Origin of the sequence: Streptomyces sp. NPDC090077, assembly GCF_044747545.1 — a bacterium.
Lineage (GTDB): Bacteria > Actinomycetota > Actinomycetes > Streptomycetales > Streptomycetaceae > Streptomyces.
The window spans coordinates 144,855-167,312 of sequence record NZ_JBIVEG010000006.1; the positions used below are offsets into that span (position 1 = coordinate 144,855).

The window sequence follows — 22,458 nt, forward strand, 5'->3', positions numbered from 1 at the left end:
GCGGCGTGTCAGGAGCAGCAGGAAGGACGTTCTGTACTTCTGGGGAGCTGTACTTCGCACGGTGGTGCGGCCGGGGATCTGGATCCGGCCCCGGGCGAAGTACCCGGTCGGGACGTCAGACGCCGAGGGCGGGGAAGACCACGGCGTCGATGAACTGGCCGAGGAAGGCCCGGTCGACGGACCGGTCCTCGATCAGCGGCAGTGCGATGAACGCCCCGATGAGCATGTGCGGCACGAAGTCCAGGGCCGGGCAGTCCGGCCTGATCTCGCCGCGCTCGACGGCGCGCTGCAGCATCGCCTGGAGACCGTTGATCTCCGGGTCCACCAGCAGGTCGCGCAGTGCCCGGTGCAGCTCCGGGCTCTCGTGGACGGCATGGGCCAGGCCCCGCATCAGTGCGGTGTCCTTCGCCATCTGCGCGTCGTCGGAGCGCTCGACCATCATCGCGAAGTCCCCGCGCAGGGTGCCCGTGTCGATCTCCCGCAGGGAGACCGGCTGGGTACATCGCAGGGCCTTGGCGACCAGCTCCGGCTTGCTCCCCCACTGGCGGTAGAGGGTGGCCTTGCTGGACTTGGTACGGGCCGCGACGGCGTCCATGGTCAGCGCCTCGTAGCCGACCTCGCGCAGGAGGTCGAGGACCGCCCCGTGGAGTTCGGCTTCCCGTTCGGGGGTGATCCGGCTGCGGCGGGCCGACATGACGTCGGTCACCCGGCAACTCGCCTTCATCCCTGCCTCCTCCGAACGAAACGGTTCCGTACTCCTCAGAGCCTACCTCCCCGGCTAACGAAACGAAACCGTTCCGTTTCGATAGCGGCGTGGTGTGGGTCACGCCCCGGAACGCGGCCCGCGCGGCACCCCGCACCTCACCCGGCCGGGCGACACGCGGTCACCTGTACGAGTTGCCGGGCCCCCTCGGCGCGGAAAGCATTGGGGGGTGAGTCACGACGTCGCGTACCTCCGCTTCCCGCACCTGCACGACGACCTGCTGTGTTTCGCCACCGAAGACGACCTCTGGGTCGCCCCCCTGGTCCCCGAGGGCCAGACCCCCGGCCGCGCCTGGCGCATCACCGTCGACCGCACCCGGGTCGGCCACCCGCGCTTCTCCCCCGACGGCCGGCACATCGCCTTCACCACCTGGCGCAGCCTCGACCCGGAGATCCACCTCGCCCCCGTCGACGGCGGCCCCGCCCGCCGGCTCAGCCACTGGGGCTCTACCGACACCCGGGTCTGCGGCTGGGACCCGGACGGCAACGTCCTCGCCGTCTCCTCGCACGGCCAGCCCTTCTCCTACTACTCCTGGGCGTACAAGCTGCCCACCGACGGCAGCCCCGGCGGCCGCCTGCCCTGGGGCCCGGTCTCCGACATCCAGGTCGCCGACGTCGACGGCGAACACCGCAGCCTGCTGCTGACCGGCAAGCCCCCGCACGAGCCCGCCGCCTGGAAGCGGTACCGCGGCGGGGCCACCGGCCGGCTCTGGCTGCACGGGCAGCGGCTCCTGGAGGACATCGAAGGACACCTCGAATCCCCCATGTTCGTCGGCGGCCGGATCGCCTTCCTCTCCGACCACGAGGGCATCGGCAACCTCTACTCCTGCCTGCCCGACGGCACCGGCCTGCGCCGCCACACCGACCACGACGCGTTCTACGCCCGGCACGCCTCCAGCGACGGCTCCCGCGTGGTCTACCAGTGCGCGGGCGACGTCTGGCTCGTGGACTCCCTCGACGAGGGCGCCTCGCCGCGCAAGCTGCCGGTCCGCCTCGGCGGCCCGCGCGCGGGGCGGCGTACGTACCAGGTACCGGCCGCCAGCAACGTCGACTCGCTGTCCGTCGACACCACCGGCCGGGCCAGCGCCGTCGTCGTGCGCGGCAGCCTGTACTGGCTCACCCACCGCGACGGGCCGGCCCGCACCATCGCCGACACCCCCGGCGTACGGGTACGGCTGCCCGAGATGCTCGGCAGCGGCGGGCAGGTCGCGTACGTCACCGACGCCGAGGGCGAGGACGCGATCGAGATCGCCTACCTGCCGCGCGCCTCCGGCGACCGCGAGCCGCGCCGGCTGGCCTCGGGCGAACTGGGCCGCGTCACGGAACTGCTGTCCGACCCCGACGGCGAGCGGCTCGCCATCGCCTCCAACGACGGGCGGCTGCTGCTGCTCGACGCGACGGAGGAGTCCAACGGAGAGGTCACCGAGCTCATCCGGTCCATCAACGGACCCGTCACCGACCTCGCCTTCTCCCCCGACGGCTGCTGGCTGACCTGGTCGCACCCCGGCATCGGACGCACCCTGCGGCAGATCAAGATGGCGAAGATCTCCGGACCCGGCGCGCGCGTCATCGTCGACGTCACCAACGGCCGCTTCGAGGACGAGAACCCGGTCTTCACCCGGGACGGCCGCTACCTCGCCTTCCTGTCCTGGCGCGGCTTCGACCCGGTGTACGACGTGCACACCGGCGACCTGTCCTTCCCGCTGGGCTGCCGCCCCTACCTGGTGCCCCTCTCCTCGGCGACCCCCTCCCCCTTCGCCTTCTCCCCCGACGGCCGGCCCGCGGCGGGCGGGCTCGACCCGGTCGAGGGGGAGCCCGGCGAGGCCGACGGCACGGTCACGGTCGAGGTCGAGGGCCTGGAGAGCCGGGTCACGCCCTTCCCCGTCTCCGCGTCGAAGTACTCGGCCCTGCACCCCGTGCACGGCGGCGGACTGGTCTGGCTGCGCTGGCCGATCTCCGGCGCGCTCGGCGAGACCTTCGCCAACCCGGCCGACACCAGCGGCAAGCCGACGCTCGAGCACTTCGACATGACCAAGGCCCGCAAGACCGAACTGGCTTCAGGACTGGACTGGTTCGCGGTCAGCGGCGACGGCACCCGGCTCGTCGTCAACGACGACGGTGACCTGCGCGCCGTGCCGGCCACCGAATCGGGTGACGGCGACTCCACCGTCTACCTCGACCTGCGGCGCATCCTGCACGAGGTGGACCCGGCGGCCGAGTGGCGCCAGGCCTTCGAGGAGGCCGGCCGGCTCATCCAGGCGTACTTCTGGGAGCCGAAGATGTGCGGCATCGACTGGGAAGGCGTGCTGCGCCAGTACCGGCCCCTCGTCGAACGCGTCGCCTCCCCGGACGAGTTCGCCGACCTGCTGCGCGAGGTCCTCGGCGAACTCGGCACCTCGCACGCGTACGTCTCCCCCGCCCGCCGCAACGAGGGCCCGCCCCACTACCAGCGGGCCATCGGGCTGCTCGGCGCCAACCTCGTGCACCGGGAGGAGGGCTGGGTCGTCAAGCGGATCCTGCCCGGCGAGTCCTCCGACTCCAAGGCCCGCTCCCCGCTCGCGGGCACCGGCATCCGCGAGGGCGCGGTCCTCACCCACATCGACGGCCGCCCGGTGGACCCGCTCACCGGCCCCTACCCGCTGCTGTCCGCGGCCGGCGGCACCACCGTCGAACTCACCTTCCGGCCCGCCGAGGGCGAGGGCCGGGCACGCCGGGTCGCGGTCGTCCCGCTGATCGACGAACGCCCGCTGCGCTACCAGGACTGGGTCTCCAAACGCCGCGCCGTGGTGCGCGAGGTCAGCGGCGGACGCTGCGGCTACCTGCACATCCCCGACATGGGCGGCTCCGGCTGGGCGCAGTTCAACCGCGACCTGCGCATGGAGATGTCCCGGCCCGCCCTGATCGTGGACGTGCGCGGCAACGCGGGCGGGCACATCAGTGAACTCGTCGTCGAAAAACTCACCCGATCGATCCTCGGCTGGGACCTGACGCGCAACGCGCAGCCGGTCTCGTACGCGTCCAACGCGCCCCGCGGCCCGATCGTGGCGCTGGCCGACGAGGCGACCTCCTCCGACGGGGACATGATCACCGCCGCGTTCAAACTGCTGGGCCTGGGCCCGGTGGTGGGCCAGCGCACCTGGGGCGGGGTGGTCGGGATGACCGGCCGGCACACCCTGGGCGACGGCACGGTGATCACCGTGCCGATGAACGCCGCCTGGTTCCCCGAGTACGGCTGGTCGGTGGAGAACCACGGCGTGGAGCCGGACCTCCCGATCCTGCGCACCCCGCTCGACTGGGCGGAGGGGCGCCACGCCCAGCTGGACGACGCCGTGCACCTGGCGCTGGAGCTGCTGGAGCAGGACCCGGCGGCCGTGCCGCCCGGCTACACCGACGTACCGGACCGCCGGCGTCCGAAGCTGCCGCCGCGGGAGTAGACAACGGGAGTAGACAAATAGACACAGGAGAAGCAGCGGAAGGGGCGCGGTCCGGACCTCCTCGGTGCGGACCGCGCCCCTCGGCGCTGTGTGCAACGTGTCAGGGCCCGGTAGCAGTCGGACCCGAAGGTTCTGAAGGTTCTGAAGGTGCTGCGCGGACCGTTCCCGGACTTCAGGTCCGGTCGTCGAGCTCGCCCCTGACGTCGTCGACCGACTGCCGGGACGTGGACCTCATGTCCTTCTTCTGCTGCTTGGCCTTCGCGGTGCGCTCGGACATCTCGTCCTTGGCGCCCTGCGTGGCCTGCTCGGCACGTGCCTTGAGCTCGTTGGCCTTGTCCTGGAACTGGTCCTTGATACCCATGCTTCTCACTCCGTACGGGGTGTCGGTGGTTGGGCCTCGACCAGACTGACACGCAGCCACAAAGCACGCATTTCGATCAGCGGCGCCCGGAACGCTGCTGCTCGTCAGCCGCCCCGCCCGCCCCCACGAGCCCCTTCGACACCTCGGCGAGCCTCGGTTCGAAGCGCTTCATCTCGCGCTTCCCGGCCGTCGCGATGACCGCCGGCAGGTAGCCGCGGACGCCCTGCATGCCGCGCAGCCACCACTGCGCGTACACGTGCGCGGAGCGCCGTTCGATGCCGGCGACGATGCGGTCGACCGCCGGACCCAGCGGGTAGGTGCGGTTCGAGGGCCACGGCAGCCGCTGCCGCAGTTCGCGCATGACCTCGTCCTGGTCGGCGCCGCGCACCATGTCGGTGTCGGTCCAGGAGAGGTAGCCGACGCCGACCCCGACGCCCTTGTAGCCGACCTCGGCGCGCAGGCAGTGCGCGAAGGCCTCGACGCCGGACTTGGAGGCGCAGTACGCCGTCATCATCGGCGCCGGGGTGATCGCGGCGAGCGAGGCGATCTGGAGGAAGTAGCCGCGGCTCTCCATCAGGACGGGCAGGAAGGCGCGGGCCGTGACGGCCCCGCCGATCAGGTTGACCTCGATGACGCGGCGCCAGGCTTCGGGGTCGGAGTCCCCGAACGGGCCGCCGGCGGCGACGCCCGCGTTGGCGACGACGATGTCGACTTTTCCGAACCGCTCCTTGACCTCCCGCGCGACCCGGGCCATGGCCTCGTGGTCGGTGACGTCGGCGTGCCAGTGGTCGCTGTCGGTGTGCAGCCGGCCGGAGACCTCCTTGAGCGCCTCCGGCTCCAGGCCGACCAGCGCGATCCTGGCGCCGCGCGCGGACAGCTTGCGGGCGAGCAGTTCGCCGACCCCGCGGGCGGCGCCGGTGACGACGGCGACCTGGCCTTCCAGACTCCTGCGAGCGCTCACGCGGTCTTCTCCTTCTCTGCGGCGGATGCGGCGGATGCAGCGGGGGCGGACGGTGCGGCGGCGGACGGTGCGGAGGGAGTGCCGAGGTAGCGGCCCGTCAGCTCGCGCACGGCGCCGGTGACGGCCTCGGGTGCCTCGACGGGGGTCATGTGCCCCATGCCGGTGAGTTCGGTCAGGCCCACGCAGTGCGGCAGCGCCACCGCGAGCCGCCGGGCGTGCGCGACGGGGGTGAGCCGGTCGTCCCGGCCGGCGATGACGGCGGTCGGCACGGTCAGCCGGGCCAGTTCGGCGTCCAGGTCCAGCCCCGCCAGCACCTCGGACCAGGCGTGGCGCACCCGCGGCGGGCAGGCGTGCACGATGCGGGCGCAGGCCTCCACCCGGTCGGGCGCGGACCCGGGGCCCATGGTGGCGTACTTGAGGACCGCGCGGGCGACGGGCGTGACGGGCCCGAGGGGAGCGCGCGAGCCGAGCACCGCGCGGGTCGTACGGGTCCTCGCGCGCCCGGCGCGCAACGGCAGTACGGTCGCCTCCGCGACCAGCCGCGAGCTGCCGGTGCTGCACAGCAGGGCGGCCGCGGCGTGCTCGGCGAACTCGGGGCGACCGGCGGCGGCCATGACGGTCATGCCGCCCATCGAGTGCCCGGCGATCACGGCCCGCTCCCCCGGGGCGAGGGCGGCCGCCAGCACGGCGGCCAGGTCGTCGGCGAGGGCGGTGGTGCTGTAGGCGGCGGCCGCCGGGCTGCGGCCGTGACCGCGCTGGTCGTAGGCGACGACCCGGTGGTCACGGGCCAGGTCCCGGATCTGCGCCGCCCAGAAGGCGGTGGAGCAGGTCCAGCCGTGGGAGAGCACCACGGCCGGTGCCCCTTCCGCGCCGTGCACCTCCACGTGCAGCCGGGACCCGTCGGCGGATACGGCGACCAGTTCGCGGGCCGCCGCCGGGGGCGCGTACCGCCCGGCGGTGACGTGACCGGGCCGGCTCACGCGGCTCCCTCCGCGGCGCCCGCCGGAGCGGCGGCGGGGCCCGCCGCAGGGGCCGGGACCCGGCCGCGCTCGCGGTCGCGTACGCGTACGACCTCGTACTCGCCCAGGTCGACCGTCAACGTGGCGCGCCGGAACTCACCCGTCGTGCCCGGCCACACCGTGGTGTTGCGGCCCTGGGAGTCGAGGTACCAGCTGGTGCAGCCGCCGGTGTTCCACACCGTCCGCTCCATCCGCGCCTGGACGCGGCGGTTCCACTGGTTGACGGCGGAGGGCCTGGCCGCGAGCGCGGTGCGCCCGCCGAGGCTGCCGCCGTCGAGGAGGGAGAGCTGGCGCAGGTAGTCCGCCATGTAGTTCAGCTGGGACTCGATCATCAGGATCATCGAGCTGTTGCCGAGACCGGTGTTCGGTCCGATGATCGTCATCCAGTTGGGGAAGCCCGCGGCGGTCGCCCCGCGCAGCGCCTGCATCCCGTCCTTCCAGGCGTCCGCGAGGGTCTGCCCGTCGGCGCCCACCACCCGGTCGGCGATCGGCATGTCGGTGACGTGGAAGCCGGTGCCGAAGACGATCGCGTCCACCTCGGTCTCGTTCCCGTCGGCGGCGACGAGCACCGACCCCCTGATCTCCTTGAGCCCCGAGGCGACCACGTCCACGTCGGGGCGGGCCAGCGCCGGGTAGTACTCGCTGGAGAGCAGGATCCGCTTGCAGCCGATCCGGTAGTCGGGCGTCAGCCTGGCCCGCAGCGCCGGGTCCTTGATGGAGCGCGCCATATTGGCCTTGGCCAGGGATTCGATCAGCCCGAGCTGGTTCGGCCGCTTGGTGAACGCGCTGACCTGGAGCTCCCGGATCCCCCACAGCAGCCCGCGCCGGGCCGACTGGGTGAACGGCAGCTGGCGGTGCAGCCAGCGCTCGACGGTGCTGATGGCCCGGTCGGTGCGCGGCATGACCCACGGCGCGGTGCGCTGGAAGAGCGTCAGGCGGGCCGTCTTCGGGGCGATGGCCGGCACGATCTGGATCGCGGAGGCGCCCGTGCCGACGACGGCGACGCGCTTGCCGCTCAGGTCGTAGTCGTGGTCCCAGCGGGCGGAGTGGAAGACCTTGCCCGGGAACTCGGCGAGCCCGGGGATCTCGGGCATCTTGGGGTCGGACAGCGGCCCGGTCGCCGACACCACGACGTCGGCGGTCAGCGCGCCCGCCGAGGTCTCGATCTCCCAGCGCAGCTCCTGCGCGTCCCAGCGCATCATCAGGACCTCGTGGCCGAGCCGGATGTGCGGGCGCAGCCCGAAGGTGTCGGCGACGTGCTCCAGGTAGGCGCGGATGGCGGGCTGCCCGGAGAAGGTCCGCGGCCAGTCGGGGTTGGGGGCGAAGGAGAAGGAGTAGAGGTGGGACGGTACGTCGCAGGCGCAGCCGGGGTAGCTGTTGTCGCGCCAGGTGCCGCCGACGGAGTCGGCCCGTTCCAGTACGACGAAGTCGGTGATCCCCTCGCGCCGCAGCCGGACGGCGGCGCCGAGCCCGCCGAAGCCGGAACCGATCACCGCCACCCGTACGTGCTCGCGCGCGCCCTTGCCGACCTTCCTGCCCTTGCCGACCGTGCTGCCGCCCATGCCCGCCGCCTTCCGCACCGCAATCCGAACCGCAACGTTGCCAGCAATCACTGGCACAATCGGGAGGGTAGAGCAGCTCCGTACCCATGGGTAGGGGTCGCGCCCGGAAAGTTACCGCGAGTACCCCCAACGGCCTCCTGCGGACCGGAGCCGGCCGTGATCCACGGGGCACCCCCTAGGCTGCGGGTGTGGACAGACCGGTGACGAGAGGGGCGCGGCCCGCCGTGGAACCCGTGGAGCGCGAACGCCGGCGCGAGTACCGGGCGGAGGAGCTGGCCGAGGCGGCCGGCATCCCGGTGCGCACGCTGCGCTTCTACCGCGAGCGCAAGCTGCTCCCGCCGCCGCGCCGCGAGGGCCGCATCGCCTGGTACGACGAGGGACACCTGGCCCGGCTGCGCACGATCGCCGCCCTGCTGGACCGCGGCCACACCCTCGGCGGCATCGCCGAACTGACCGCCGCCTTCGAGAAGGGCCGCGACGTCGGCCAGCTCGGCGAGCTGCTCGGGCTCGGCGGCTCGGAGGAGACCCCGGTCCGGCTCTCGCCCGAGGTGCTGGCCGACTACTTCGAGGGCGAGGTCACCCCGGAGAACCTGGCGGCCGCACTCGACCTCGGCTACGTCGCCACCGACGGCGAGGCGATCGTGCACGTCAGCCGACGCCTGCTGGACGTCTCCTCGGCACTGGTCCGCGAAGGCGTCCCGCTCGCGGCGGTGCTGGAGTCGGGCCGCCGGGTCCGCGAACACGCCGACGCGCTGGCGGAGCTGTTCACCGGGCTGATCTCCGCCCACCTCGGGGCGGAGGCCGTCACCCGGCTGCGCCCGCTGGCCAAGAGCGTGGTCGAGGCGGAGCTGACGATGGCGATGGACCGCCTGCACCAGCAGCGCACCCGGCCCCCCGGCCCGGACCGCCCCGAGGCCGCCGAGGCCACCGAGGCCACCGAGGCCACCGAGGCGCCGTAACCGCCCCGGGCACACCGCGTGCACCCGGGGACGCCCGACGGCGCGGCACCACCGCCGGCGCCGCGACCGCCCCTCAGACGCCGAGCTCGTAGACCACCGTCACCGGCGCGTGGTCCGACCAGCGCTCCGGGTGCGTCTCGGCGCGCTCGACGAAGGCCTTCACGGCCTTCGCCGCCAGCCCCGGGGTCGCGACCTGGAGGTCGATGCGCCAGCCCGCGTCGTTGTCGAAGGCCCGGCCCCGGTAGGACCACCACGAGTACGGCCCCTCCGTGTCCGGGTGCAGCCCGCGCACGACGTCGACGTAGCCGGCCTCCCCGTACACCTTGCCCAGCCACTCCCGCTCCTCGGGCAGGAAGCCCGCGTTCTTGCGGTTCGTCTTCCAGTTTTTGAGGTCGGCCTCCTGGTGGCAGATGTTCCAGTCGCCGCACACCACGACCTCCCGCCCGTCGGCGGCGGCCCGCGCCTTCAGCTCCCCGAGGTAGCCGAGGAACTCCTCCATGAACCGGTACTTCTCGTCCTGCTTCTCGGTGCCCGCCTCCCCGGAGGGCAGGTACAGGCTGGCGACGGTGACACCGGGCAGGTCGATCTCGACGTAGCGGCCGCTCGTGTCGAACTCGTCACTGCCGAAGCCCACCTGCACCCGTTCGGGCGCCCGCCGCGTGTACAGCGCGACGCCGGCCCGGCCCTTGGCGGCGGCCGGCGCGAACACGGTGTGCCAGCCCTCGGGCTCCCTGGCCTCCGCCGGGATCTGCGGCTCCTCGGCACGCACCTCCTGGAGGCACACGACGTCGGCGTCGGATCCGGCGAGCCACTCCACGAACCCCTTCTTGGCGGCGGCGCGGATCCCATTCACATTCACGGAGGTCACGGTGAGCATCCCTGCACCATAGCGGGAGGGATCCGTACGATATTCGAATGTCTCACGGTATAAACATCCGCGCCGTACCGTACGACCACCCGGACGCGGCGGCGCTCGACGCGCAGGTCCAGGTCGAATACCGGCAGCGCTACGACGGCGAGGGCGACGCCACCTTCCTCGACCCCGCGATGTTCCTTCCGCCACAGGGCCTCTACCTGCTCGCCTACGACGCGGCCGGCACCCCGGTGGCCAGCGGCGCCTGGCGCGGCCAGGAGAAGAACGACGAGGGCTACTCGGACGGCGACGCCGAGATCAAGCGCATGTACGTCGTCCCGCAGGCGCGCGGCCTGGGCCTGGCCCGCCGCATCCTGGCGGAGCTGGAGGCGGACGCCCTCGCGGCCGGCCGCAGCCGCATGGTCCTGGAGACCGGCGACAAGCAGCCGGAGGCCATCGCCCTCTACCTCTCCTCGGGCTACGCCCTGTCCGAGAAGTTCGGCTACTACCGCGACTACCCGTCCAGCCGCTGCATGGCGAAGCCGCTCCGGGCGGCCGCCGGCTCCTGACCGCCCCGCGGGGCCCGTCCCACCACCGCGGTCACCGGTCGAGCCAGACCGCCCGGTCCGCGCCCCACCGGGACGGCCCCCGCCCCCAGTCCCCGAAGGGGCTCGCGGCGTACCGCAGCACCCCGTAGCCGGACTCCGCCTCGCGCAGCCACGGCTCCGGCGCGTAGCCCGGCACCGCCGGCCCCGCCGCCGGAACCTCCCGCACCAGCCACGACGCCGTCCCGGCGAGGGAGAACCGCAGCGCCCGGCCGCCGCCCTCCGCCAGGGCCCGCAGCACGCCCGCGGCCACCAGGTAGCCCGTGCCGTGGTCCAGCGCCTGCGCCGGCAGCACGCCGGGGGTCCCGTCCTCCCCCGCGCACCGCGCGGCGATCCCGTACCCCGCCTGCACCAGCGAGTCGAAGCCCCGGCGCCCCGCCCAGGGGCCGCTCCACCCCCACGCGCACAGCTGCGCCACCACCAGCCGCGGGAACCGCTCCAGCAGCTCCTCCGCGCCCAGCCCGAACCGTTCCAACGCGCCCGGACGGTACCCGGTCACCACCACGTCGGCGGCACCGAGCAGGTCCTCCAGCGCCGCCCGGCCGGCCGGGGCCCCGAGGTCCAGCAGCGCGGAACGCTTCCCGAAGCCGGTGTCCGCGTGCGCGTCGTCCGCCTCGCGCAGGCCCGGGGAGTCGATCCGCAGCACGTCGGCGCCCAGCACCCCCAGGGTCCGCGTGGCGACGGGCCCGGCGATGACCCGGGTCAGGTCCAGCACCCGCACCCCGGACGCGGGCAGCGCGCCCGGCCCCGGCGGCCGGCCGCCGCCGGGCCCCCGTACCCACTCCACCAGCGGCTGCGGCTCCCCGTACTCCCCCGCGACGGCGACGGCGAGCCCGCCCTCCGCGTACACCGCCTCCTGCGCCGCGGCGGCGCTCCGGCCGGCGAGGGCCTCCCGCACCGCCTCCGGGGTCCCGGGCACGCCGAGCGCCCGGACCAGGGCCGCCCGGTGGTGGGGGTAGTTGGCGTGGGTCCGGACCCACCCGTCGGCGGCCCGCCAGAACCCGGACAGCGGCGCGAAGCCCACCGGCGCCCGGCCCTCCACCCGCAGGTGCCGCTCGCTGACGAACGCGGTGGCCACGGCCCCCTCGTCCACCACGACCGCAGCCGCGTCCAGCGCCGTACCGCCGGCCCGTACGGCGGCCAGCTCGGCCGCCGCCAGCCCGCACACCCCGACGCAGGCCCGCGCCAACTCCCGCACCGGCAGCGACCCCTCCAGCCCGCTCGCCCCCCGGAACCCAACCCGCCCCGCCAACTCACCGGCCCCGCCCAGCGCTTCCCACGCCTGCACGACGGCCCCGTCCCCGTTCACCATGCGCCCATTCTGACGCTCCCCACCGACGGCCCAACCGGCCGCGCGCGTACGGTGCCCAGGAAATCCTTCCGGGGGTCCTTGCCCCCGTACCAGCCGATCCTCATGCTCATGCCCATGAACACGCCGAGCGGGACCTTCGAAGCCGTGCCCCTGGAGGCCCTCTTCCCAGACGCCGGTGCCGCCGACCTCGGCCGCCTTGCACGTTCGGCAGCCGAGATCGATGGCGCCCTGGTACCGGGGAAACGCCTGGTGTGGGAGTGGTTCCCCGAGCACGTCATCTTCCCGGGACGGTCCGTGGCGGGCACACCGGAGATCCTCCTGACCGAGGTCTCCCTCTATGACGAAGGCAGCGACTGGCTTGCGCTCTCGCTCGACGTGGAGTGGACCGAGGAGGGCCTTCTCCGTGTCTGGTCGGCCATCAGCGTGGCCTGCTGGTGCGAAGTGGAGCACAACGCCCACTACGTCGACCCCGTCGACCGGACCGTCGCCGGAGCGACGTCGCTGGCCGACGCTTTCGAGACGGCGGCAGGTCGGTTCGTCCAGGCGCTTGCCGGACCGCGTGACCCCGAGCACTGGAGAGCCCACGCGATCCTCCCTCCCCGGAAGCAGGGATGAGGAGCGGGCGACTGCTGTACAGCGGGGAAGATGGTCCGGTGACGGACATCAGCGGCGACCACGTGAAGATCCATTTCCGGATGGACGTGGACGAGGACGGCTGGCCGCCTGCGAGCGTCGAGAGCCTATGGGCCACGGACCTCGGCGACGGCACGGTGCGATTGGACAACACGCCCTGGTTCGTACGCGGAGTCGCCAGCGGGGACGTCATCGGGGTGGAGCGCGACGGAGAAGGCGTCCGCTGGGCCGGGGAAACGGTCCGCCCGTCCCAGAACTGCACGATCCGGCTGATCGTGCTCAAGGGCGACGGCTCCGCAGCCGCCCGGCAGAACGTGCTGGAGGCCTTCCGCCGCCTCGGTACGACGGGCGAGGGGATCGAGCGGTACCGGATGGTGGCCCTGGACGTCCCGCCCGGGGCGGACCTGCCGCGAATCCACGAGCTCTTGGAGCACGGTGAGGCATTGGGGTGGTGGCACTGGGAGGAAGGGTGTGTCACCGCCGCCTGGCACGCCGCTGCCCAGGCCTGACGGAACGATCGACAAGTCCACCACCACATGGTGGTGGGAGGCCGGCCGGGACGGGGAGGCGGATCTCTTGGGACACGGACAGCCTGAAACGCCGAGATCCCGCCCCGCCTTTCGGCGGAACGGGATCTCGTGACGATTCTTGAGAGCTACTCAAGAACTGTCGTCTGTGGACCTGTGGGGATTTGAACCCCAGACCCCCTCGATGCGAACGAGGTGCGCTACCAGACTGCGCCACAGGCCCTTGCGACGTGTGAAACATTAGCATCCCCGCGCGGGTGCTCCAAAACGCGTTGTCCGGAGGGTCCTCGCAGGTCACCCGTCACTCGTTCGCGGCGCGCGGGCGGTCGTCGCTCTCGTACTGGTCGAAGAGCGGGGTACGGCCGAGGTCGCGGCCCCGGGGGCGGGGCGGGGCGGGCGGCTGGGCCGGGTCCGCCGGCTTCGGTACGGCCGGCTGGGCGCGCAGGCGGGGGTCGGTGGGCTCGGCGGCGCTGGAGCGGGCCGCGCTCCAGCCGTCCGGGTTGACCGGGCCGGTGGCGCGGGGGGCGACCGGGGCCGTCACGTACGTCGGCAGCGGGACCGGCACCGGCTCCCAGCTGTCGCCGCGGGCCGGGCCGCGCTCGCGCTCACGCTGCTGGTCCACCCACTCGGCGTGGTCGGTCTGCTCGACGAGCGCCCGGCGCCCGGCCTCCTGCGGGGAGACCGGCGGGGCCGGATCCGGTTCGGCGCCGGAGCCCGCGGCGGGCTCGGGCTGCTCGCGGTGGCGCGGGGCACGGTTCTCCCGCAGGCTGCGGGCGGCCGCCTCGGCGCGCCGCCGGTCCATCGTGAACTCGTAGCGCCGCCGCTCCTGGACCCTCAGGTGCACGATGTAGGCGCTCAGCAGCAGCGCAGGGACGGCCGGGGCCCACAAGTAGCGGATCCCGCAGACGGCCGCGGCGACCGCACCGCCGCTGAAGCCGAGGAAGAGGAGCGCCGTGGTGCGCCGGCGGCGTGCGAGCACCTGGAGGCGCTGCTGTCGGCGGACCCGCTCGGCCTCGGCCGATCTCGGTTCCGCCCTGGTCGGGGACACGCCGAGGGCCCGGGCGTCGGCGTCCACGGAATTCACCGTTTCCGTCGCCGCTTCCGGGTCCGCGTGGGGCTGGGCCTCCGCCTGATCCTCACCGCGCTCACGCAGCCCCTTGGCGTAACGGCGCTCCATTCCCGCCCGGCCGGAAAGCAGCCGGATGGCGGTGGAGAAGCGTTCCGTCGGACGTGCTTCGTTCAGCTCGTCCTGCCTCCGGAGCCACATGGGCACCAAGTAGGCGGCCCAGGCCCCGACAATGACTGCGTAGATGAGGCCGCTGCTGCTCACACCTCACACCGTAGAGGGGCGCGCCCGGGGGGATCAGCCAATTGGGCCGGTGTGTCGCACGATCCGGCTGATATCACCGACTTTTTTTGTGATTCTTCGGATCAGGTTATGGGCGAATCGGCCAGCAATTCGAACGCTTTTGCGATTACCTGCTTTACGGGGCGGGTGTCGGCGGCGGACTCTCCCGCTTGCGCGTGCGGTGCCAGCGGCGCAGCAGCCCCTGCGGAACCTCCTCGGCGGTCAGCGCGAAGACCAGGTGGTCGCGCCACGCCCCGTCGATATGGAGATAACGCGGCCGCAGCCCCTCCTCGCGGAAGCCGAGCTTCTCCACGACGCGGCGGCTGGGTGCGTTCTCCGGGCGGATGCACACCTCGATCCGGTGCAGCCCGACCCGCTGGAAGCAGTGGTCCACGGCGAGCGCGACCGCCGTCGGCATCACCCCGCGGCCGGCCACGTCCCGGTCCACCCAGTAGCCCACGTGGGCGGCGCACATCGAGCCCCAGGTGATCCCGGCGACCGTCAGCTGACCGACCAGCCGCCCCTGGTACTCGATGACGAAGGGCAGCATGCGGCCCGCGTTCGCCTCCGCCCGCAGGTGGCGGACCATCTGTCGATATGTCGGCCTTTGGATGACCGGGCCCCACGGCGCGGGCGGCGGGATCGTCGCCTCCCACGGCCGCAGCCAGTCCCGGTTGCGCTGGTTGACCTCGCGCCAGGCGCGCTGGTCCCGCAGCTTTATCGGCCGGAGCGTGACATCGCCGTCCGCCAGCACCACCGGCCAGGAGGGGCCGTTCAGCTCGGGCTCCCGGGCGCCGCGTCGGGTCTGGGGTGGTCGCCGCCCCGCAGCTGGTCGACCGCGTGGGGCAGTATCCGCGCCAGCACCGCGAGGCCGTCCTTCACCCCGCCCGTGGAACCGGGCAGGTTCACGATCAGGGTGCGGCCCGCCACGCCCGCCAGGCCCCGCGACAGGGCGGCGGTGGGCACCTTGGCCAGGCCCTCCGCACGGATGGCCTGCGGGATGCCCGGGACCTCGTAGTCCAGCACGCGGGCGGTGGCGTCCGGGGTCCGGTCGGTCGGCGAGATGCCGGTGCCGCCGGTGGTCAGGATGACGTCGTAGCCTCCGGCCACGCCCTCGCGCAGCGCCGCCTCGACGGGATCGCCGTCCGGCACCACGCGCGGGCCGTCGACGGTGAAGCCGAGCTCCTCCAGCGCCCCGGCGAGCAGCGGACCGCCCTTGTCGGCGTACACGCCCTGCGAGGCCCGGTTCGAGGCGGTGACGACCAGGGCCCGCCCCACCGGAGGCCGCGGGGCGGCCTCGCCCGGCGCCGCCGTCCCGTCACCGTGACCGTGGCCGTGGGCCTCGCCACCGCGCGGGGGGTTCACGCGCGGGTCCAGTCGCCGGACTTGCCGCCGGTCTTCTCCTCCACCCGCACGTCGGTGATGACCGCGCCCTTGTCCACGGCCTTCACCATGTCGATCACGGTGAGGCCGGCCACGGCGACCGCGGTCAGCGCCTCCATCTCGACGCCCGTACGGTCGGTGGTCTTGACGGTGGCGAGGATCTCGACGGCGTCGTCGGCGACCTCCAGCTCGACCTTCACCCCGGAGACCGCGAGCGGGTGGCAGAGCGGGATCAGGTCGGGGGTCTTCTTGGCCCCCATGATCCCGGCGATCCGCGCGGTGGCGAGGGCGTCGCCCTTCGGCACGCCCTCGCCGCGCAGCAGCTCGATCACCCGCGGCGAGACGAGGACGCGTCCGCTGGCCCGCGCCGTCCTGGTGGTGACGTCCTTCTCGGACACGTCGACCATCCGGGCCGCGCCGGCCTCGTCGATGTGCGTCAGCCTGCTCTGCGTACTCATATCTGCGTGCCGCTCCCGCTCCGGGCCCCCTGGAGCCTGGGGCCTGTGTGATGCAACACGCTACCCGCACCGGGCGCCGCTCAGCCGAGCAGGATCACTTCCAGCTCGGCCCCGGGCTCCACCGAGGTGACGTCCTCCGGTACGACCATCAGCGAGTCGGCGTGCGCGAGCGCGGCGATCAGGTGCGAGCCCGATCCGCCGACCGGGGTGACGGTGCCGGCCTCGGCGTCGTACGTGCCGCGCAGGAACTGGCGGCGGGCCGCCGGGGAGCCGAGCGGCCGGTCGGCCTTGAGCACGGCGCGCACGCTGGGCCGGGACACCTCGGACTCCGGCAGGCCCATGAGGGTCCGGATCGCGGGGCGCACGAACAGCTCGAAGGAGACGTACGAGGACACCGGGTTCCCGGGCAGGGCCAGCAGCGGGGTGTGGTCGGGGCCGACGGTCCCGAAGCCCTGCGGCTTGCCGGGCTGCATGGCGAGCTTGCGGAAGTCGACGCCGCTGCCGGAGGGCTCGTCGCCGTCGCCGGAGCCGACGGTGGTCAGGGCCTCCTTGACCACGTCGTAGGCGCCGACGGAGACGCCGCCCGTGGTGACGAGCAGGTCTGCTCGGATCAGCTGGTCCTCGATGGTGGAGCGCAGGGTGTCGGCGTCGTCGGCGACCGCGCCGACGCGGTAGGCGATGGCGCCGGCGTCGCGGGCGGCGGCGGCGAGCGCGAAGCTGTTCGAGTCGTAGATCGTCCCGGCGGTCAGCGCCTCACCCGGCTGGACCAGCTCGCTGCCGGTGGACAGGACGACCACGCGCGGGCGGGGCCGGACCCGCACGGTGCCGCGTCCGATCGCCGCCAGCAGCGCGATCTGCGGGGGGCCGAGGACGGTGCCGGCGGCGAGCGCCAGGTCGCCGGCCTGTACGTCGCTGCCGCGGGCGCGGACGTGGGCCCGCGCCTCGGCCGCGCGGTGGACGCGCACCTCGCCGGCCGCGCCCTCGGGCGCGGCGCTGGCCGGGGTCATCCCGGAGGCGGCGCCGCCGCCCGTGCCGCCGTCGGTCCACTCGACCGGTACGACGGCTTCCGCGCCGGGCGGCAGCGGGGCGCCGGTCATGATGCGGGCGGCCTGGCCGGGGCCGACGGTGGGCAGCTCGCCGCTGCCCGCCGCTACGTCGCCGATGACGGCGAGCACCGCGGGGAACTCCTCGCTCGCACCCTGGACGTCAGCCGTTCGGACGGCGTACCCGTCCATCGAGCTGTTGTCGAAGGGCGGCAGGGCGACGGGCACGGTGACGTCCTCGACCAGGACACAGCCCTGGGCGTCCAGGAGCTGGAGCTCGATGGGCTCCAGCGGCCGGACGGCGGCGAGGACGTCCGCGAGGTGCTCGTCCACCGACCACAGACGGTGGTGGCCGGCGTCCTGCGGTGCGGAACTGCTCAAGGTCCTACATCTCCTCCGTGACGTAACGGTGAAGCCAGGTGCGGAACTCCGGGCCCAGGTCCTCACGTTCGCACGCGAGTCGGACGATGGCCCGCAGGTAGTCCCCGCGGTCCCCGGTGTCGTAGCGGCGGCCCCGGAAGACCACGCCGTGCACCGGGCCGCCCACGGTCTCGTCGGCGGCCAGCTTCTGCAGGGCGTCGGTGAGCTGGATCTCCCCGCCGCGGCCCGGCTCGGTCTCCCGCAGTATGCCGAAGATCGCCGGGTGGAGGACATAGCGTCCGATGACGGCGTAGTTGCTCGGCGCCTCGGCCGGCTCCGGCTTCTCGACGAGTCCCGTGATGCGGACGACGTCGTCCTCGCCGGTCGGCTCGACGGCGGCGCAGCCGTAGAGGTGCACGCTGGACGGGTCGACCTCCATCAGCGCGATGACGGTGCCGCCGGTGCGGGCGTGGACGTCGACCATCTGGCGCAGCAGCGGGTCGCGGGGGTCGATCAGGTCGTCGCCGAGGAGGACGGCGAAGGGCTCGTCGCCCACGTGCGGCTCGGCGCACAGGACGGCGTGGCCGAGGCCGCGGGGGTCGCCCTGGCGGACGTAGTGCATGGTGGCCAGGTCGCTCGACTCCTGGACCTTCTTCAGCCGGTCGTCGTCACCCTTGGCGATCAGAGCCGATTCGAGCTCGTAGTTCCGGTCGAAGTGGTCTTCGAGGGCCCGCTTGTTACGGCCGGTGATCATGAGGACGTCGTCCAGCCCGGCCGAGACGGCTTCCTCGACGACGTACTGGATGGCCGGCTTGTCCACGACCGGGAGCATTTCCTTGGGGGTCGCCTTGGTCGCCGGGAGGAACCGAGTGCCGAGCCCCGCAGCCGGGATGACGGCCTTCTTGATCACTGGGTGCGACTGAGTCATGGGCAGAACGATAGTGGGTCACACCGCACCCCCCACGGGGTTCCAAGGAATATGCCCGACTTGATCCATATGTGAAAGGAATTGTGACGAGACTGTGGTAGAAACCCCGCCCGGGAACCACCCCTTCGTCCCCGAAAAGGCCGCCCTGCGCCGGGAACTCCTCGCCGCCCGCCGGGCCCTGTCCGCCGGCGCCCGCGAGGCGGCGGCCCGCGCGCTCTCCCGCTCCGCCCTCACCCTGCCCGAACTGGCCGCCGCGCACACCGTCGCGGCGTACGTGTCCGTCGGCGCCGAACCGGGCACCCGCGAGCTGCTCGACGCACTGCGGGACGCCGGCAAGCGGGTGCTGCTGCCCCTGCTGCTCCCCGACAACGACCTGGACTGGGCCGCGTACGAGGGCCCGGCCAGTCTCGCCGAGGCCGCGCACCCGGGGAAGATGCGGCTGCTGGAGCCCTCCGGCGCGCGGCTCGGACCGGAGGCCGTGACCGGCGCCGACGCCGTGCTGCTGCCCGGGCTCGCGGTGGACGGCCGCGGGATGCGGCTCGGCCGCGGCGGAGGCTCGTACGACCGGGTGCTCGCCCGGCTGGAGCGGGCCGGCGCGCATCCCGCGCTGGTGGTGCTCCTGTACGACGAAGAGGTGGTCGCGCGGGTCCCGGAGGAACCGCACGACCACCCCGTCCAGGCGGTGGCCACCCCGTCGGGGGTGGTGCGCTTTACCGCGTGATCAGCCGGCCGGCCGGCGTCGCGCTCACGGCTTGAGCGTCAGGGTGTCCACTGTCGACTTGTCGACGGCGTCCTTCCCGAAGGACCACTCCAGCAGTTCGCCCTTGGCCCACATCTCCGTCTGGTCCGTGTACGTGCTCGCGTACGTGTGGCCGGAGGCGCCGGTCAGGTTGATCCACCGGGACTTGTCCAGGTCGCCGAGGTTGACGACCATCCGCATCGACGGCACCCAGGTGACCCCGTAGCCGCTGGAGGCGTTCCAGCCGGTCGCGTTGACGGTGGCCTCGCCGCCGCCCACGTTCCACGGGCCGCGGTTGAGGAGCCACTGCATGAAGCCCGGGCCCTCCTTGCCGATCGTCTGGTTCTTCAGCGTCAGCTGGTGCAGCCGACCCCAGCTCCACGTCGCCTGGTCCTTGCCGAGCTTGGCGGTCAGCTCCCAGCGGGCGTCCTCCATGGCCCGGGCGAAGAGCTCGTCGCGGGTCTTGATCGGCTTGTCGTGGACGGTCTTCGGGGTGGCGGTCCACCACGGCGACTTCTCGTCCTTGACCAGCCGGCGGACCACCTCGAACCAGCGGTCGCCGCCGTCCGGCTGCGCCGAGTCGGGGCCGCGCGTACCGCACTCGCGGACCGTCTTGGTGAGGTCGTCGTTCGGGCCGGTGCTCTCCTCGCTGACGTTCATGCAGCTGCCCTCGATCCGCAGCTCCTTCGGCATCTTGTCGCCGAAGGCCAGCTTGAGGATGTTGCGCCAGACCGCGTTGAAGTACGCGGCCGCCGCGGAGTCGGGCTCCTGCGTGTAGTTCCAGCCTTCGAGCAGCTTCTGCGCCGAACGCACGTCCGGGTCCGAGACCTGGATCTTGGCCAGCATCGGGGTCAGCAGCGCGGCGATCTCGCTGCTGTTGTCCATCTGCATGGCGCGCATGTCATCGGTGGAGATCTTGCCGTTGTCCTTGGTCTTCGCCTCGATGAGGTCGTTGATCCGCTGGCTCCGGGCGCCGTAGCCCCAGTCCGTGGTCAGGACGTACGGGTACTTGCCGGCGGCGGCGTTCGCCCCGGTGCCGGTGCCGGTGTTGCCGGTGCCGGTGTTGCCCGTACCCGTGCCCGTGCCCGTGTTGCCCGTACCCGTGCCGGTGCCGGTGTTGGCGGCGGCGGGGGCGGACTCGGTGACGGCCTGGTTGGCGGTGACGATGTAGCCGCGCGCCGGGTTGAGCTCCCAGGGCATCTCGTTCTGCGGGATGTAGCCGGCGTTGCCGTCCCGGCCGCCCTTCCAGGCGTACTTGGGGTCCCAGCCGGGCGCCGGCATGCGGCCGTCGCCCTGGTTGCGGATCGGGATGCGGCCCGGGGCCTGGTAGCCGATGTTGCCGTTCGGGCCCTTGTTGTCGGCGTAGATCAGGTTCTGCGAGGGGACCTCGAAGTCGGCCGCCGCGGCGCGGAAGGCGTTGAAGTCCTTGGCCCGGTTGAGCTTGAACACGGCGTCCATCGACTTGCCCGGGTCCAGGGCGGTCCAGCGCAGGGCGACGGCGTAGCCGTTGCCGCGGTCGGGGGCCGAGCTGGGGACGGGGGCGCGGGAGCCGACGGTCTCCAGGTCGTCGCTGCGGTCGGAGATCAGCGGTCCGTTGTTCGTGGTGCGGACGGTGATCTTCTTGCTCTTGCCGCCGGCGACCTTGATCTCCTCTTCACGGGTGGTGAAGGGGACGACCTTGTTGTCGTAGACGTAGCCCTCGGGACGGACCTGCTCCAGGTAGAGGTCGGTCACGTCGGCGCCGAGGTTGGTCATGCCCCAGGCGATGTCGGCGTTGTGGCCGATGACCACGCCGGGCATGCCGGAGAAGGTGTAGCCGGCCACGTCGTACTGGCACTGGGGCGAGGCGGCGCGGCAGTGCAGGCCCATCTGGTACCAGACCGAGGGCAGCTGCGGGGAGAGGTGCGGGTCGTTCGCGAGGAGCGGCTTGCCGGTGGTCGTGTACTGGCCCGAGACGACCCAGGAGTTCGATCCGATGCCGCTGCCGTTGGGGCCGAGGATGGCCGGGATCTCGTCCAGGGTCTTGGCGAGGGCGCCGAGCTGCGTGCGCAGGCCGACGGTCGCGCCCTGGGCGGAGGCGTTGTCGGCCAGGCCCGTGACGGGGTTGGTGCCGCCGTTGGGGGTGGCCTGCGAACCGGTACCGGGGGTGGCGCCGGGGGTGCCCGTGCCCGCTCCCGTGCTTCCGGTGCCGGTTCCCGTACCGGTGCCCGTTCCCGTGCCCTTGCCGGAGCCGGTCGAACCGGAGCCGGGGGTGCCCTGGGGGGTGTACTTGCCGCCGGAGACGGTGCCGCCCTCGACGATCGGCTTGTTCCGGTCGAAGGGGTACGGCGGGTAGAGCTCGTCGATCTGCGCCTGCGTGAGCTTGTTCGTCATCAGCGAGCGGTCGATCTCGTCCTGCATGTTGCCGCGCAGGTCCCAGGCCATCGCCTTCAGCCAGGCCACCGAGTCCACCGGCGTCCACTGCTCCGGCTTGTAGTCGTCGGTCAGCTTGAGGGCGGCGTGCTCGACGGAGAGGTCCTTGCCGGACTTCCCCTTCAGGTACGCGTTGACCCCGTCGGCGTAGGCCTGGAGGTACTTCTTCGTCTCCGGCGAGAGCTTCTTGTCGTACTCCTCCTGCGCCACGTGGCGCCAGCCGAGGGTGCGCAGGAAGGCGTCGGTCTCGACCTGGCCGGAGCCGAACATCTCCGACAGCCGGCCGGAGGTCATGTGGCGGCGTACGTCCATCTCCCAGAACCGGTCCTGGGCGTGCACGAAGCCCTGCGCACGGAAGAGGTCCTCGTCGTTGTCTGCGTAGAGCTGCGGAATGCCGTGCTCGTCGCGCTTCACATCGACCGTCCCGGTCAGGCCTGGGACCTTGAGGGAGCCGGTCGTCTGCGGGAAGGAGGCGCGCACGGTGTCCACGCTCCAGTACGCGCCGTAGCCGAGGCCCGCCAAGAGCGCCAGGACCATGACGAGCACGAGCAGGCGTGCGCGTCGTCCCTTCTTCTTGACGGAAGGTCCGGATTCATTGGCGGGCATCGCTGTCCTTAGAGGGGCAGGGTGGTCCTGGGATTGCTGGGAGCAACCATAGGCGCAGGACCGCTGTCGTTGATCCGCCAGGGGTCGAGGTCCGTAGGACAGGCGGGAACCGACGTTTCACAATGTGGTTATCGCGTAAAGAGTCCGTCAAAGATTAGGTAAGGTAACGAAGTACTTGCCGAATGCGCCGCCG

At 72.7% G+C, this 22,458-nt stretch carries 20 protein-coding genes and 1 tRNA gene; 6 read left to right on the forward strand and 15 right to left on the reverse strand.

The window, feature by feature from the left end; all coding sequences use genetic code 11:
• Positions 1-115: 115 nt before the first annotated feature.
• Positions 116-694 (reverse strand): TetR/AcrR family transcriptional regulator, encoded by a 579-nt coding sequence (locus ACIPW5_RS13070; protein WP_401244381.1) that lies wholly within the window; start codon positions 692-694, stop codon positions 116-118.
• A gap of 238 nt (positions 695-932) precedes the next feature.
• Here ACIPW5_RS13070 and ACIPW5_RS13075 point away from each other — a divergent pair, with 238 nt between their 5' ends.
• Positions 933-4,196: a S41 family peptidase gene (locus tag ACIPW5_RS13075; protein WP_401244062.1), complete on the forward strand. Its 3,264-nt coding sequence runs from the start codon at positions 933-935 to the stop codon at positions 4,194-4,196.
• A 172-nt stretch (positions 4,197-4,368) separates the two neighbouring features.
• On the opposite strand, the gene ACIPW5_RS13080 is transcribed toward ACIPW5_RS13075, so the two are convergent.
• The 4 genes from ACIPW5_RS13080 to ACIPW5_RS13095 form a co-directional block, all read right to left on the reverse strand.
• Positions 4,369-4,557: a hypothetical protein gene (locus ACIPW5_RS13080; RefSeq protein WP_401244063.1), complete on the reverse strand. Its 189-nt coding sequence runs from the start codon at positions 4,555-4,557 to the stop codon at positions 4,369-4,371.
• Between the two features lie 76 nt (positions 4,558-4,633).
• On the reverse strand, positions 4,634-5,518 hold the full coding sequence (locus ACIPW5_RS13085) for an SDR family oxidoreductase (protein WP_401244065.1): 885 nt from the start codon (positions 5,516-5,518) through the stop codon (positions 4,634-4,636).
• On the reverse strand, positions 5,515-6,498 hold the full coding sequence (locus ACIPW5_RS13090; protein WP_401244067.1) for an alpha/beta fold hydrolase: 984 nt from the start codon (positions 6,496-6,498) through the stop codon (positions 5,515-5,517). Before ACIPW5_RS13090 ends, ACIPW5_RS13085 begins: the two co-directional genes overlap by 4 nt.
• Positions 6,495-8,099, reverse strand: coding sequence for a flavin-containing monooxygenase (locus ACIPW5_RS13095; RefSeq protein ID WP_401244068.1), 1,605 nt, complete (start codon positions 8,097-8,099; stop codon positions 6,495-6,497). Before ACIPW5_RS13095 ends, ACIPW5_RS13090 begins: the two co-directional genes overlap by 4 nt.
• Positions 8,100-8,332: 233 nt before the next feature.
• Between ACIPW5_RS13095 and ACIPW5_RS13100 the strand changes: the two genes are divergently transcribed.
• Positions 8,333-9,058 (forward strand): MerR family transcriptional regulator, encoded by a 726-nt coding sequence (locus ACIPW5_RS13100; protein ID WP_401244383.1) that lies wholly within the window; start codon positions 8,333-8,335, stop codon positions 9,056-9,058.
• Between the two features lie 73 nt (positions 9,059-9,131).
• On the opposite strand, the gene ACIPW5_RS13105 is transcribed toward ACIPW5_RS13100, so the two are convergent.
• Entirely contained in the window at positions 9,132-9,935 is an 804-nt protein-coding gene (locus ACIPW5_RS13105) for an exodeoxyribonuclease III (RefSeq protein ID WP_401244070.1), read from the reverse strand.
• A gap of 38 nt (positions 9,936-9,973) precedes the next feature.
• Between ACIPW5_RS13105 and ACIPW5_RS13110 the strand changes: the two genes are divergently transcribed.
• Positions 9,974-10,480, forward strand: coding sequence for a GNAT family N-acetyltransferase (locus ACIPW5_RS13110; protein ID WP_401244071.1), 507 nt, complete (start codon positions 9,974-9,976; stop codon positions 10,478-10,480).
• A 31-nt stretch (positions 10,481-10,511) separates the two neighbouring features.
• Here the strand turns inward: ACIPW5_RS13110 and ACIPW5_RS13115 are convergent, their stop codons facing one another.
• Entirely contained in the window at positions 10,512-11,828 is a 1,317-nt protein-coding gene (locus tag ACIPW5_RS13115; protein ID WP_401244073.1) for a CoA transferase, read from the reverse strand.
• Positions 11,829-11,942: 114 nt separating this feature from the next.
• Between ACIPW5_RS13115 and ACIPW5_RS13120 the strand changes: the two genes are divergently transcribed.
• On the forward strand, positions 11,943-12,443 hold the full coding sequence (locus ACIPW5_RS13120) for a hypothetical protein (protein ID WP_401244075.1): 501 nt from the start codon (positions 11,943-11,945) through the stop codon (positions 12,441-12,443).
• Between the two features lie 38 nt (positions 12,444-12,481).
• A complete protein-coding gene (locus tag ACIPW5_RS13125) occupies positions 12,482-12,970 on the forward strand; it encodes a DUF4265 domain-containing protein (RefSeq protein ID WP_401244076.1) in 489 nt (162 codons plus the stop codon).
• A 167-nt stretch (positions 12,971-13,137) separates the two neighbouring features.
• On the opposite strand, the gene ACIPW5_RS13130 is transcribed toward ACIPW5_RS13125, so the two are convergent.
• The 7 genes from ACIPW5_RS13130 to galU form a co-directional block, all read right to left on the reverse strand.
• Positions 13,138-13,211, reverse strand: a tRNA-Ala gene (locus tag ACIPW5_RS13130).
• Between the two features lie 78 nt (positions 13,212-13,289).
• Positions 13,290-14,318, reverse strand: coding sequence for a hypothetical protein (locus ACIPW5_RS13135; RefSeq protein WP_401244078.1), 1,029 nt, complete (start codon positions 14,316-14,318; stop codon positions 13,290-13,292).
• Between the two features lie 154 nt (positions 14,319-14,472).
• A complete protein-coding gene (locus ACIPW5_RS13140) occupies positions 14,473-15,093 on the reverse strand; it encodes a GNAT family N-acetyltransferase (protein ID WP_401244080.1) in 621 nt (206 codons plus the stop codon).
• Between the two features lie 17 nt (positions 15,094-15,110).
• A complete protein-coding gene (locus ACIPW5_RS13145; protein WP_401244081.1) occupies positions 15,111-15,701 on the reverse strand; it encodes a molybdenum cofactor biosynthesis protein B in 591 nt (196 codons plus the stop codon).
• Positions 15,698-16,177, reverse strand: coding sequence for a cyclic pyranopterin monophosphate synthase MoaC (gene moaC, locus ACIPW5_RS13150; protein ID WP_401244083.1), 480 nt, complete (start codon positions 16,175-16,177; stop codon positions 15,698-15,700). Before moaC ends, ACIPW5_RS13145 begins: the two co-directional genes overlap by 4 nt.
• 80 nt (positions 16,178-16,257) lie before the next feature.
• Positions 16,258-17,601: a gephyrin-like molybdotransferase Glp gene (glp, locus tag ACIPW5_RS13155; RefSeq protein ID WP_401244085.1), complete on the reverse strand. Its 1,344-nt coding sequence runs from the start codon at positions 17,599-17,601 to the stop codon at positions 16,258-16,260.
• A 4-nt stretch (positions 17,602-17,605) separates the two neighbouring features.
• Positions 17,606-18,508: a UTP--glucose-1-phosphate uridylyltransferase GalU gene (galU, locus tag ACIPW5_RS13160; protein ID WP_401244087.1), complete on the reverse strand. Its 903-nt coding sequence runs from the start codon at positions 18,506-18,508 to the stop codon at positions 17,606-17,608.
• 94 nt (positions 18,509-18,602) lie between these two features.
• On the opposite strand from galU, the gene ACIPW5_RS13165 reads away from it, so the two are divergent.
• Positions 18,603-19,229, forward strand: a complete 627-nt coding sequence (locus ACIPW5_RS13165; RefSeq protein WP_401244089.1) for a 5-formyltetrahydrofolate cyclo-ligase — start codon at positions 18,603-18,605, stop codon at positions 19,227-19,229.
• 24 nt (positions 19,230-19,253) lie between these two features.
• On the opposite strand, the gene ACIPW5_RS13170 is transcribed toward ACIPW5_RS13165, so the two are convergent.
• Positions 19,254-22,265 carry a penicillin acylase family protein gene (locus ACIPW5_RS13170; protein ID WP_401244091.1) on the reverse strand — a complete coding sequence of 1,004 codons (3,012 nt, stop codon included), beginning with the start codon at positions 22,263-22,265 and terminating at the stop codon, positions 19,254-19,256.
• Positions 22,266-22,458 lie beyond the last annotated feature (193 nt).